This is a genomic window from Micromonospora sp. NPDC002411, assembly GCF_053592955.1.
The window spans coordinates 1-12,643 of the sequence record NZ_JBSFBM010000197.1; the positions used below are offsets into that span (position 1 = coordinate 1).

The 12,643-nt window shown below is 70.8% G+C and carries 13 protein-coding genes; 3 read left to right on the forward strand and 10 right to left on the reverse strand.

The genetic code is table 11. The annotated features are described in order from the left end of the window. Positions 1–780 (forward strand): glutamine amidotransferase-related protein (locus ACWCO3_RS22085; RefSeq protein WP_450011761.1); only part of this gene is annotated, 780 nt, incomplete at its 5' end. Between the two features lie 85 nt (positions 781–865). Here the strand turns inward: ACWCO3_RS22085 and wrbA are convergent. From wrbA to ACWCO3_RS22105, 4 genes are all read right to left on the reverse strand, one after another. Continuing rightward, entirely contained in the window at positions 866–1,483 is a 618-nt protein-coding gene (wrbA, locus tag ACWCO3_RS22090) for an NAD(P)H:quinone oxidoreductase (RefSeq protein WP_145779987.1), read from the reverse strand. A gap of 299 nt (positions 1,484–1,782) precedes the next feature. After that, a complete protein-coding gene (locus tag ACWCO3_RS22095; protein WP_145779986.1) occupies positions 1,783–2,151 on the reverse strand; it encodes a DUF3037 domain-containing protein in 369 nt (122 codons plus the stop codon). Then, positions 2,148–2,909 carry a HipA family kinase gene (locus ACWCO3_RS22100; protein WP_450011764.1) on the reverse strand — a complete coding sequence of 254 codons (762 nt, stop codon included), beginning with the start codon at positions 2,907–2,909 and terminating at the stop codon, positions 2,148–2,150. The genes ACWCO3_RS22095 and ACWCO3_RS22100 overlap by 4 nt, the downstream gene beginning before the upstream one ends. Before the next feature lie 33 nt (positions 2,910–2,942). Beyond that, positions 2,943–3,533 (reverse strand): TetR/AcrR family transcriptional regulator, encoded by a 591-nt coding sequence (locus tag ACWCO3_RS22105; protein WP_355022424.1) that lies wholly within the window; start codon positions 3,531–3,533, stop codon positions 2,943–2,945. Positions 3,534–3,683: 150 nt separating this feature from the next. Here ACWCO3_RS22105 and ACWCO3_RS22110 point away from each other — a divergent pair, with 150 nt between their 5' ends. Further along, positions 3,684–4,634 carry an alpha/beta hydrolase family protein gene (locus ACWCO3_RS22110; RefSeq protein WP_450011766.1) on the forward strand — a complete coding sequence of 317 codons (951 nt, stop codon included), beginning with the start codon at positions 3,684–3,686 and terminating at the stop codon, positions 4,632–4,634. Positions 4,635–4,688: 54 nt separating this feature from the next. On the opposite strand, the gene ACWCO3_RS22115 is transcribed toward ACWCO3_RS22110, so the two are convergent. Next, complete coding sequence (locus tag ACWCO3_RS22115; RefSeq protein ID WP_088988677.1) at positions 4,689–5,081, reverse strand: hypothetical protein; 393 nt, start codon at positions 5,079–5,081, stop codon at positions 4,689–4,691. A 169-nt stretch (positions 5,082–5,250) separates the two neighbouring features. On the opposite strand from ACWCO3_RS22115, the gene ACWCO3_RS22120 reads away from it, so the two are divergent. Beyond that, positions 5,251–6,360: a winged helix DNA-binding domain-containing protein gene (locus ACWCO3_RS22120; protein ID WP_450011768.1), complete on the forward strand. Its 1,110-nt coding sequence runs from the start codon at positions 5,251–5,253 to the stop codon at positions 6,358–6,360. An 11-nt stretch (positions 6,361–6,371) separates the two neighbouring features. Here the strand turns inward: ACWCO3_RS22120 and malQ are convergent, their stop codons facing one another. From malQ to ACWCO3_RS22145, 5 genes are all read right to left on the reverse strand, one after another. After that, positions 6,372–8,330, reverse strand: coding sequence for a 4-alpha-glucanotransferase (gene malQ / locus ACWCO3_RS22125; RefSeq protein ID WP_450011770.1), 1,959 nt, complete (start codon positions 8,328–8,330; stop codon positions 6,372–6,374). 115 nt (positions 8,331–8,445) lie between these two features. Next, positions 8,446–9,654: an ABC transporter ATP-binding protein gene (locus tag ACWCO3_RS22130; RefSeq protein WP_358054096.1), complete on the reverse strand. Its 1,209-nt coding sequence runs from the start codon at positions 9,652–9,654 to the stop codon at positions 8,446–8,448. 10 nt (positions 9,655–9,664) lie between these two features. Beyond that, complete coding sequence (locus ACWCO3_RS22135) at positions 9,665–10,501, reverse strand: carbohydrate ABC transporter permease (protein WP_088988673.1); 837 nt, start codon at positions 10,499–10,501, stop codon at positions 9,665–9,667. A gap of 1 nt (position 10,502) precedes the next feature. Next, on the reverse strand, positions 10,503–11,459 hold the full coding sequence (locus ACWCO3_RS22140; RefSeq protein ID WP_450011773.1) for a carbohydrate ABC transporter permease: 957 nt from the start codon (positions 11,457–11,459) through the stop codon (positions 10,503–10,505). Beyond that, positions 11,456–12,643 (reverse strand): ABC transporter substrate-binding protein (locus ACWCO3_RS22145; RefSeq protein ID WP_450011775.1); only part of this gene is annotated, 1,188 nt, incomplete at its 5' end. The genes ACWCO3_RS22145 and ACWCO3_RS22140, both read right to left, overlap by 4 nt.

Here is a 12,643-nt window from a genome sequence, read left to right on the forward strand (position 1 = left end):
GTCTACTGCCTGTCCCGCGCCTCCGTCGACAAGACGGCGGAGTTCCTGGTCGCCAACGGTCCCGACGACCCGGAGGTACGCGACGCGCTGGCCAGGCGCAACGCGCCGCTGGCACGGTTCTGGCTGGACCAGCGGTCACCGGACGCACCCAAGCTTCCCGGGTTGGTGGGTCGGCGCGCGTTGATCGTGGACAACGAGGACACCTTCACCGGGATGCTGGCCCACCAGCTGGGCGCGTTGGGTCTGGAGGTGACCACACGGCCGTGGCACGCCAGCGGCTCCGTCGACGGGTACGACCTGGTGGTGGCCGGCCCCGGGCCGGGTGACCCGGGCAGTCCCGACGAGCCGAAGATGATGGCGGTACGCGAACTGCTGAACGGGTTGCTGGCGACCGGTCGTCCCACCCTCGCGGTCTGCCTCGGGCACCAGGTGCTGTCCGGGTTGTTGGGGCTGCCGCTGCACCGCAGGGACGCGCCTTATCAGGGGTTGCAGCGGGAGGTGCCGCTGTTCGGCGGGACCCGGCGGGTCGGGTTCTACTCGACGTTCACCGCGCGTGCGGAAGCCGACCGGCTGGACACCGCGTACGGGCCGGTGGAGCTGGCCCGGGACCCGGGTGACGGTGCTGTGCACGCCCTGCGGGGGCGCGGCTTCGCCGGGGTGCAGTTCCACCCCGAGTCGGTGCTCAGCCCGGACGGGCTCGCTGTGCTGACCGAGTTGTTGAGTGATCTGCTGCCGGCGCCGCGCCCGGACGAGCTGTCCGCGACGGGCGGACGCGCATAGTCGTCCCGCCTCGGGGTAGGGCTGGATCGACCGGTGGCACGGACGGGCCGAGAGCCCCCGCCCGCGCCACCGGTCGCTTCCGCCGTCAGCTGCCCAGGCCCGCCTTCAACGCGGCCCCGAGCTGCACCGCCCGCCGGGCCGTGAGCGCGCAGGCGCCCAGCGCCACGGCGTCCGGGGCGATCTCGCCGTTGTTGCTCGTGTGCGAGGGGCCGTAGGGGTTGCCGGCGATGAACTGGCTGGTGTCGGTGTAGCCGGGGGTCACCACGACACCGCCCCAGTGGTAGAAGACGTTGAACAGCGAGGTCAACGTGGTCTCCTGCCCGCCGTGCGAGGTCGCCGTCGAGGTGAAGGCGGAGTAGACCTTGTTGGCCAGCGCGCCCTGGGCCCAGAGCGGGCCGGTGGTGTCGATGAACTGCTTCAGCTGGGCGGCGATCATGCCGTACCGGGTCGGCGCGCCGAGGATCACCACGTCGGCCCAGGCCAGGTCGTCGATCATTGCCTCGGGTACGTCCTGGGTTTCCAGGTGGTGGGCCTGCCAGCCGGAGTTGGAGCGGATCGCCTCGTCCGGCGCCAGCTCGCGAACCTTACGCAGCCGCACTTCGGCTCCAGCATCCCCGGCGGCCTCGCACACGGCCTGCGCCATCTGGTACGTGATGCCGGTAGCGCTGTAGTAGATCACCGCTACCTTGGTCTGGGCAGCCATCAGATGTTTCCCCTAACTCGTCTCGGGTCAGCTCCCGCGACTACCCGATGCGCGCGCTCTCTAACGACAGCGCGCGAGGGTTCTCACCGATCGATCCGCCGGGCTCAAGTTTTCCGCAACTTCCGGGTGGTTACGGCCCCGCGCCGCACGCGGGCAGCGATCCTGATGTCATCGGTGCCGGCGGCAACGAGCCGCCGCCCCGCACCGAGCACCTGAACGGGGGATCGCGCTCCGCCGGCAACGGCGCTGGCGTAGCGCGATCAGGGGTCGTCGGATGTGCTCGGTGCCGCGAACGGCAGTCAGTGGACCAGGGTCGCCATCAGCCGCTCCAGCTCGGCCGCCGGGTCGGCGGTGAGCCCGGTGTGCACCGGCCCCGCCTGAATCATCGTGCTGCGCGGTGCCACCAGCCAGTGGAACCGCTCGCCGAGTCGCATTCGGGTCGCCGGCCCGTCACCGGAGCAGGTCCGGTCCCAGGAGCCGAGCGCGGCGGCCACCGCGGGCAGGTCGACGTCGGGGGCCAGTGCGCGCACCCGGTCGGCGTCCAGGTGCGTACGTGCCCCCAGGAAGTCGCGCTGCTGGCAGTAGAGCAGCACCCCGACGTTAATCTGCTCACCGCGCTCGATGCGGGGCACCAGCCGGATCAGCGCGTACTCGAAGGGTTGCCTCATGCCGCACCTCCCTGCGGCAGCCAGTCGGCCGTGTTGGCGACCCGGGCGGACAGGTGGTTGCGGTAGGCGGCCCGCGCCTCGTCGGCCGTCTCGAAGTCGGCAGCCGTCAGCCACTCGTCGGGCACCAGGGCCAGTACCTCGGTGAGCAGGTCCGGGGTGACCCGCGGGGCCAGGTCGGCGTCGGCTTCGGCGAGCCCGTCGGCGTACGGGGCGAGCACGTGGTCCTCGGCGCCACGGTAGGCACGGTGCACGGCGGCTTCGGCGCGCGGCCAGTTGTGGTGGAAGTAGAGCGAGGCGCCGTGGTCGATGAGCCACAGCTCCCGATGCCACACCAGCAGGTTGGGGTTGCGCCAGCTCCGGTCGACGTTCTCCACGTACGCGTCGAACCAGAGCACTCGCGACGCCAGCTCCGGGTCGACGGGGTGCGCCACCGGGTCGAAGCCCAGCGCCCCGGGAAGGAAGTCCATCCCCAGGTTCGCGCCGCCGCTGTTGCGCAGCAGTTCCTGCACCTCCTGGTCGGGTTCGGCCCGCCCGATCACCGGGTCGATGTCGAGCACCACCAGCGGCGGTACGCGAAGCTCCAGACGGCGGGCCAGCTCAGCGCAGATCACCTCGGCGACGAGCGCTTTGGGCCCCTGCCCGGCGCCCCGGAACTTCGCCACGTACGTGCCGAGGTCGTCGGCCTCCACGACGCCCGGCAGCGAGCCGCCCTCGCGTAGCGGGGTGACGTAGCGGATCGCGGTGACCTGGCGGAGCACGTGATCAACCCTACTGTGAGCGTCGTTGTCGGATCACCGTGGTTGCTGGAGACCGCGTAGGAGCAGGTCGACGAGCCGGCGGGGGTCGTACGCCGGGTCGTTGTTCCGGCCGATGCAGAGGTTGCCGATGCCGCGCATCAGCTCGTAGGGGCCCGTGCCGGGGATGATCTCGCCCGAATCGACAGAGGCGTCGAGCAGTTGCGCACAGACCGGCACGAGCCGGTCGACGAAGTAGGTGTGCAGCGCGTCGAAGCCGCCGGTGTCCGATTGCAGCGCGTTGGCCAGCCCGTGCTTCGTCACCAGGAAGTCGGTGAAGAGGTCGACCCACTGGCGGAGTGCGGCCAGGGGTGAGGCGGCGTTCGCCAGCAGGGTCGGGCCAGCCTCGGCGCAGGCCTCGACCTGATGGCGGTAGACGGCGACGACGAGGTCGGCCCGGGTCGGGAAGTGCCGGTAGATCGTCCCGATGCCGACTCCGGCCCGGGCCGCGATCTCCCGGATCGGCGCTTCGACACCGGAGGTGACGAACACCGCGGCGGCGGCGGCGAGGAGCGTCTGCTGGTTGCGCAGCGCGTCGGCCCGTTTGCCACGGGCCGGCACCTCCGGGGACTGACTCGTCGCCGACACCGGCTCTCCTTCACCCAGGCGATTGGAAAACGGATCAGCGTTCCGTATATTAGTGGAACAGCGATCCGATTCGACTGTAGCGGAAGCCTGCGGCTCAGTGCCCGGCGCCAGCCGCCCCGACACCACATCAGCAACCCGGGAAGGCAACCCATGAACGCACCGACTCTCGCCGCCGACACCGTCGGCACCCCGGTCCTCTCCGTCAGCCCGATCGTGCTGCCGACCCCCGACCGCCCCGTGGACCTGCGGGTACGCGTCTCCGCGCCGATGACCGGCACCGCACTGCCCATCATCCTGCTCTCGCACGGCCACGGACTCTCGAACAACCTCTCCTCGCTCAACGGCTACGGGCCCCTCGCCAACCACTGGGCGGCACACGGCTTCGTGGTGATCCAGCCCACCCACCTGGACTCGAAGACCTTGAGCCTCGATCCCGGTGACCCCGAGGCCCCGCTCTACTGGCGATCGCGCGCTCGGGACATGACGCGCATCCTCGACCAGTTGGACACGATCGAGGCGGCCGCGCCACACCTGCGCGGGCGCCTGGATCGGGGCAGGGTCGCCGTGGTCGGGCACTCGATGGGCGGGCACACCGCCGCCCTGTTGCTGGGCGCTCGGCTCACCGACCCCCGGGACGGGACGCCCGTCGACCTGGCCGAGCCCCGGATCAGCGCCGGGGTGCTCCTCGCCGCGCCGGGTGGAGGCGGCGACGCGCTCAGCGACGTGGCAAGGAGCTACGGATTCTTCGAAACCACGGACTTCTCCACGATGACGACACCCGCACTCGTCGTGGCCGGCGACAAGGACACCTCCGAACACCTGACAGTGCGGGGCGCGCAGTGGCACGCCGATCCGTACGTCCTGTCGCCCGGCCCCAAGGCGTTGCTGACCCTCTTCGACGCAGAGCACTGTCTCGGCGGGATCTCCGGATACGACGCGGCCGAGACCACCGACGAGAACCCACGGCGGGTAGCAGCGGTCGCCGCGCTCGCCGGGGCGTACCTGCGCAGCACGCTCTACCCCGGGGACCCCGTGTGGCAGGCCACGTGTGACGCGCTGACCTCGGGAGCCGACGCGGTCGGAAGGGTCGAGTCGAAGTAGGGCACCGGGTGGGGGCCAGCGGCACGCCCTGGCCCCCACCTCACCGGGTCGATGTCAGTCGAGCTTGTCGCGCAGCTTGTCGACCTGGGTCTGAAGGCGGTCCACCGCGTTCTCGTTGTTGACGAACGTGGTGATCCCCGCGGCCAGACCCAGCCCGATCAGCACGGCCAGGATGCTGAGCACCAGGCCTCCGATCGACACGCCACGACCGGTGACCCCGGGTCGGCGCGCCATCTTGAGGCCGACGATGCCGAGGATGATCCCGATGATGCCGAGCACCAGCCCCAGCCAGGCGAGGATCGCCGTCAACACGCTGAACAGACCGGCCACCCCGAACACCAGGGCGAAGGTCGCCGCGGCGCTCGTCTTCGCGTGGGCGTCCCCCCGATGGCTCCGGGACCCGGCCGTTACGCCGGCGCCCCGGGCCGGCTCGCTTGCGGCAGTCATGAGGCTCCCCTCCGTACGCGCGGCGCGCGCACTGTCGGGTGACCGCCTTCCCACCGGTTCGGCCGTTATGCCACCCCGCCGGGGCGTGCTGCTGACGGAGTGCCGCCACGGGGACGCCGCTGTCGGACGGTTGTCCTACCCTGGCGCGACGGCCCGGGAGAGGAGTTCGATGAGCGGGGAACTCACGGCATCCGAAGCGCTCGGTCTACGGATGACGAGCCTGCTGCTACGCCCGCACCCGAGCATCCGACCCGGCACCGTCGCCGACGTGGTGCAGTGGTTCGGCGCGATGCAGGCGCAGGACCTGGCGAGCGGCCTGTGGTCGCTGGGTGCCCGGCTGCCCGGGCAGAGCGTCGCCGACGTGCAGGCGGCGTTGGAGCGGCGCGAGGCGCTGCGCACCTGGCCGATGCGGGGCACCGTGCACCTCGTCCCGCCCGCCGACGCCCGCTGGATGCTGGAGCTGACCGGCGTACGCTCGCTCTCCGGCTCGGCGACCCGGCGGGCGCAACTCGGTCTCACCGAGGCCGACGAGGGCCGCGCGATGGACGTGCTCGGCGAGGCGCTGGCCGGCGGCGGCCGACTCACCCGCGCCCAGTGCCTCGCCACCCTGCGCGAGGCCGGCATCGGCACCGACGGGCAGCGCGGTTACCACCTGCTGTGGTCCGCCAGCGTGCGCGGGGTGACCTGCGTGGCCCCGAACGTCGGCACCGAACAGACCTTCGCCCTGCTCGACGAGTGGGCGCCCGAGTCGCGCCAGCTGCAACGGGACGAGGCACTGGCAGTGCTAGCCCACCGGTACGTCCGTGGCCACGGACCGGTCACCGCCCGCGAGTTCGCCGGCTGGAGCGGCCTCACGCTGACCGACGCGCGGCGCGGCCTGGCCGCCGCCGAGAGCGCACTGACCACCGTACGGGTCGACGGCGAGCCGATGTACGTCGAAGCGGCACTGGCCGACCTGCCGCGTGTTCCGCGGGACGACCTGCTGGTGCTGCCCGGCTTCGACGAGTACCTGCTCGGCTACCGGGACCGCCGGCTGATGCTCGACAGTGCCCACCAGCAGGCCGTCGTGCCGGGCAACAACGGCATCTTCCAGGCCACGGTGGTCCGTGCGGGTCGGGTCGTCGGTGTGTGGAAGCGCAAGATCGGCCGCACCGCGGTAACCGTGACCGTCCAGCCCCTCACGACGCTCGACGCCGCCGCGCGGGCCCGGGTGGAGGAGGCGCTGGGGCGGTACGCGGACTTCCTCGGGCTGCCTGCGCGCTTCGACTGGCTGGCGTGACCTGAGCGACGTCAGTCCTGGTCGGCCCGTTGCGGGCGGGCGGTGGTGAGCAGGTCGACGATCCGGGCCACCCGGGGGTCCGTGCGGATCTCCGCGACGGTCGCCGGCAGCGGCAGCCGCCAGTTCGGGTACTCGTCCACGGTGCCCGGCATGTTGGGCTGGCGCACCTCGCCCAGCACGTCGTAGAGGGAGACGCCGAGCAACCGGGTGGGGCTGGCCGCGAGCGCGGCGTGCATCGCCACCACCACGTCGTCGTCGGATGTCGCAGCCGGGTCGGGCAGCAGATTCTCCGCGCGCAGCATGTCCAGCAGGCGCTTCCGGTCCGTGGCGGCCCGAGCCCGTTCCACCGCCACGTCGGTGTCGAGCAGCTTCAACTCGTCGCGCACCCGCACGTGTTCACCGGTCAGGAAGCCCGGCGCGGTGGGCAGGTCGTGCGTCGAGATCGTGGCCAGCGCGTTGCGCGGCCAACGGGCCGGCGGGACGAACGCGCCGTCGTCGTCGCGGGCGAACCACAGCACCGTCGATCCGAGCATGTTGCGCCCGCGCAGCCCTCGGGTCACCGCCGGTTGGACGGTGCCGAGGTCCTCACCGACCACCACCGCGCCGGCCCGGTGCGCCTCCAACGCGAGGATGCCGAGCATCGCGTCGGCGTCGTAGCGCACGTAGGTGCCCTCCGCCGCCCCGGCGCCCGGCGGCACCCACCACAGCCGCCACAGACCGGCGACGTGGTCGACCCGCAGGCCACCCGCGTGCCGCAGGGTGCGGCGCAGCATGTCCCGATAGGCGGCGTACCCGGTGGCGGCGAGCCGATCCGGCCGCCACGCGGCGAGCCCCCAGTCCTGGCCGAGCTGGTTGAAGTCGTCCGGTGGCGCGCCGACCCGCACGCCCTGGGCCAGGACGTCGGCGAGCTGCCAACCGTCCGCACCGCCGGGGTCGATGCCGACGGCCAGGTCGTGCACCACGCCAACCGGCATCCCGGCCGCCCGGGCCGCCGCCGTGACGGCGTCGAGCTGCTCGTCGCACAGGTGCTGCAACCAGGCGTGGAAGTCGACCCGGTCGGCGAGCTGCCGGCGCTGCTCGGCGACCGCCGGGGAATCCGGGTGGTGCAGGTCCTCCGGCCAGGCACGCCAGTCGTTGCCGTGCCGCTCGGCGAGCGCGCACCAGGTGGCGAAGCTGGCCAGCGCCGGGTCCGCGCCGAGGTCGACCGGCTGGGCGTACGGGTGCAGCAACTCCAGCGCGTGCCGCTTGGCGTCCCACACCTGGTCGTAGTCGATCAGCTCGCCGCGGTCGGGGCGCAGGGCGTCCACCACCGCACGGGTCGCCGGGTCGGCCGCCCGGTACGCAGCGGTGTCGCTGACCCGCAGGTAGAGCGGGTTGACGAAGCGTCGACTGGCCGGCGAGTAGGGCGATGCGGCGACCGGGTGCGCCGGCCCGACGGCGTGCAGCGGGTTGAGCAGCACCAGCCCCGCACCGGTCTCACCGGCCCAGGTGGTGACGTCGGCGAGGTCACCGAGGTCACCCATGCCCCAGGAGCGTTCCGAGGTGAGCGCGTAGAGCTGGAGCATCCAGCCCCAGGTGAGCGGGGGCACCGGCAACCGGCGGGGCACCACCACGAGCGTCGCCTCCCGGTCGGCGCAGGCCAACCGGTGCCAGCCCAGTGGCAGGTCCGCCGGCAGCTCGCCGTCGACAGCGCGTCGACTGCCGTCCTCAAGGGTCACGACGCCTGCGCCGGGCAACGCCCGGGTCGTGCCGTGGGTGAGCACCACCGTCGGCGGCAGCGCGTCCCGGTCGACCGCGCGGGCTGCGGCGAGCGCGTCCGCGATGGCCGTCGGGCTGGTGGCGTCCACGCCGAGCAGGCCGAGCACACCCACAACGGTCTCCGGTGCGACATCGACGCGGCGGTGCCGCCAGTCCTCGTACCAGGTGGACACGCCGTGCGCGTTCGCCAGCGCGGCCAGTCGTCGGTTCATCCCGCTCCCCCGCCTTACGACGCGACCTCCGACCACCTTGCCACGACCGGGCCTGCGGCGCAGGACAGGGCGAGGGCCGGCGGGCGAACCCGCCGGCCCGTCGGTCTGGACGCCGTCAGTCGCCGAGCGCCCCGGCAGCCCGACCCTCGCGCAGGGTCAGGTTCCGTCCGGTGGACGGGTCGAACAGGTGAATCTTCTCCAGGTTGAACCAGACCCGCCGCGACTGCCCCTCGGCGACAGCGGACTCCGCGGACAGCCGGGTCACCAGGTTGCCACCAGCACCGGCGAAGTCGGCGGCACCGGCGTCGGCGGCCAGTTCCTCCAACTCGGCGGCGCTGGCCTTCTCCCCCTCGACGGTGAAGTAGACGTACTTGTCCGAGCCCATCGACTCGACGATGTCGACAGGCGCCTCGAACTCCATGCCCCGACGGCGGGTGTCGTCGTCGACCAGTTCGGCGTCCTCGAAGTGCTCGGGGCGGATGCCGAGGATCAGCTCGCGGGGCGCGTCGGCGGCCTCCAACTCCCGGCGGACCCGGTCGCCGAGCGGCACGTCCCCCAGGGCGGTGTGCAGGCTGCCGTCCTGAACGGCGGCGTGCAGGAAGTTCATCGACGGAGAGCCGATGAAGCCGGCAACGAAGAGGTTGCGGGGGTGGTCGTACAGCTCCTGTGGTGGCCCGACCTGCTGCACCGCACCTCCCCGCATGATCACCACGCGGTCGCCGAGGGTCATCGCCTCGGTCTGGTCGTGGGTGACGTAGACGGTGGTGGTGCCGAGCTGCTTCTGCAACCGGGACACCACTGTGCGCATCTGCACCCGCAGCTTGGCGTCGAGGTTGGACAGCGGCTCGTCCATGAGGAACGCCTTGGGCTGACGGACGATCGCCCGGCCCATCGCGACCCGCTGGCGTTGACCACCGGACAGGTTGGCCGGCTTGCGGTCCAGCAGTGCTGTCAACTCCAGCACCTTGGCCGCCTCGTCGACCTTGGAGTTGATGGTCTCCTTGTCCAGCTTCGCCAGCCGCAGCGGGAACGCCATGTTCTCCCGCACTGTCATGTTCGGGTACAGGGCGTACGACTGGAACACCATGGCGATGTCCCGGTCCCGGGGAGCCTTGTCGTTGACCCGCTGCCCGGCGATGCGCAGCTCGCCGGAGCTGATGTCCTCCAACCCGGCGATCATGTTGAGGGTGGTGGACTTTCCGCAGCCCGAGGGGCCGACCAGGATCACGAACTCACCGTCGGCGATCTCCAGGTCGACGTCCTGCACGGCGACGGTCCCGTCCGGGAAGCTCTTGCTCACCTTGTCCAGCACGATGTCAGCCATGACTACTCACCTATCCCTTGACTGCGCCGGAGGTCAGACCGGACACGATGCGACGCTGGAAGAAGAGGACGAACAGGATGATCGGCACGGTGATCACCACGGCGGCGGCGCAGATCGCCCCGGTGGGGTCCTCGAACTGCGACGCGCCGGTGAAGAACGACAACGCTGCCGGCACCGTGCGGGACCGCTCGGTGGAGGTCAGCGAGATGGCGAACAGGAAGTCGTTCCAGCAGAAGATGAAGACCAGGATCGCCGTGGTGAACAGCCCGGGCGCGGCCAGTGGCGCGATCACCCGCCGGAACGCCTGCCCCTGGGTGGCGCCGTCCATCTTCGCTGCCTTCTCCAGGTCCCACGGGATCTGTTTGAAGAACGCCGACAGGGTGTAGATCGCCAGCGGCAGCGCGAAGGTGATGTACGGCAGGATCAGCCCGGGCCAGGTGTCGAAGATCCCCAGCTGTCGCTCGATCTCGAACAACGGCGACACCAGTGACACCTGCGGGAACATCGCGATCAGCAGGGAGATGCCGACCAGCAGTTTCTTGCCGGGGAAGTCCAGCCGACTGATCGCGTACGCGGCCATCGCACCGAGCACCACAGCGATCAGCGTGGCGATCAGGGCGATGCCGATGGAGTTGACGAGGGCCCGGACGAACTGGTCGGTGTCGAAGATCGTCCGGTAGTTGTCGAGCGTCCACTCTCGTGGGATGAAGTTCCCGTCGGTGAGGGTGGCCGGCGTCTTGAACGACAGCGACGCGATCCACAGCACCGGGACGAGCGCGAAGACGACCACGAGGACGTCGAGCAGACCCCAGCGCAGCTTCGCCCTGCCAGTGGTTTCGACAGACATGTCAGCGCCTCTCCCCGTCGTCGCTGCCGGGGGCAGCGGTGCCGAACAGCTTCACGAAGACGAACGCGATGATCGCCACGGTGATGAAGATCAGGACCGACATCGTCGAGCCGATGCCGAGGTTGAGGCCCCGGAGCAGGTTGTTGTAGGCGAGCATCGACACCGACGACGTCTCGTTGCCTCCGGCGGTGAGCACGTAGATGTTGTCGAAGACCCGGAACGCGTCCAGGGTGCGGAAGAGCAGGGCGACCAGGATCGCCGGCTTCATCACCGGCAGCATCACCTTCGTGAACTTCTGCCAGGCTGTCGCACCGTCGGTCGAGGCGGCCTTGAGCAGGTCCTCCGGCACCAACGCCAGCCCGGCCATCAGCAGCAGCGCCATGAACGGCGTGGTCTTCCAGATCTCGGCGAGCATGATGATCGCCAGCGAGCTGGCCCGCTCGGTCAGCGGGGCGCCGTCGCTGAACAGGTCGGCGAGGTAGCCGGTGCCGGGCGTCCAGGCGTACCGCCAGGAGAACGCGGCGACCACTGTGACGATCCCGTACGGGATGAGCGCCGAGGTCCGGACCAGGCCGCGCCCGACCAGGGTGCGGTGCATGATGATCGCCAGGCCCATGCCGAGCACCAGTTCCACGACCACGGTGACCACCGTGATCAGCGTCGTCACCCCGAACGCGGTCCACCAGAACTCGTTGGTGAGCACCGTGACGTAGTTCTCCAGCCCGATGAACTCCCGTTGGTCGGGGAAGCGCAGGTCGAAGCGCTGCAACGACAGCCAGACCGAGTAGATGATCGGGTACGCGGTCACCAGGACCATGACCAGCGCGGCGGGCGCGCAGAGCAGCCAGCCGAGCCGTCGTTCGGCCTTCTTGTTCGCGCTCAGCGGCGCCTTGCGACGGCTGCCGCGTTGGGCGGGCACTGTGGGTGTCGTGGTCTTCTCGACGGTGTCCGCGCTCACGGCAGCACCCCCTTCGACTGGAGGGCGTCGGCGATGGCCTTGCGCAGCTCGTCGGCGGTCTGCTGCGGGCGGATCCCCGACGGCGGCGACAGGATCGCCGACATCACTGTGGAGATGCTCTGGTAGGCGGGGGTGAGGGGACGCGTCGCCGGGTCCTTCAGCTCCTCCAGGATGGTGTCCTTCATCGGGTACGCCTCGGTCATCTCCGGGTCGTCGTAGACGGCCTCGATGGTGGGCGGCACGCCGTCGTTGATGGCGGAGAACTTCTGGTGTTCGGCGCTGCGGATGCACCGGGCCGCCTCGAAGGACAGCTCAGGATGCTTGGAGTAGGAGCTGACCGCCAGGTTGACGCCACCGATGGTGACCTTGCTGGGGGTACCCTCGTCGATGCCGGGGATCCGCGCCCAGCCGACCTGCTTGGCCAGGTCCGGGTTCGCCTCCTGAAGCGCCGGGTAGACGAACGGCCAGTTCACCTGGAACGCGCCGGCGCCGGACTGGAACTCCAGCCGGACCGGGTCCTCGGTGGCGTTGCTGAACGACGGCGAGGTCACGCCCGACGTGGCGAAGCGCTTGAGCTGGTCCAACGCCCGGACCGCGCCCTCGTCCATCGCCGCCTTCGAGCCGTCGTCGGTGAGGATCTTCCCGCCGGCGCTCTCGGCCAGGGTGTTGTAGAGGACGACCAGGCCCTCGTACTGGGCGCCCATGGTGAGCACCTGGTACGGCTTGCCCTGGTCCTTGAGCTGCTGGGCCGCGCTGATCATCTGGTCCCAGGTGGTCGGCGGCTGCGGCACCAGGTCCTTGCGATACCAGAGCAGCTGGACGTTCGTGTTCTTCGGGGCCGCGTACAGCTTGTCCTTGTAGCGGGCGGTCTCCAGCGGCCCGGCGAGGGTGCCCTGCTCGGCCTCGGCCTTGTCCTGGCCGGTCCACTCCCGGATCCACTTGGCGCTGGCGAACTCCTGGGTCCAGGTCACGTCCAGGCCGAGCACGTCCATGCCGGTGTCCTCGGCGGCGAGCCGGCGCACCATCTGCACCCGCTGGTCGTCGGCCTGCCGGGGCAGCACCCGGTAGGCGATCTCGTACCGTCCCTGGGCCCAGGTCGACGGCGGGCCCGAATCCGAAGCGCGGGTAGTAGTCGGGATGCCCGAGCAGCACCACGAGCGGCTCGTCCCGCGCGTCGGCCGCGC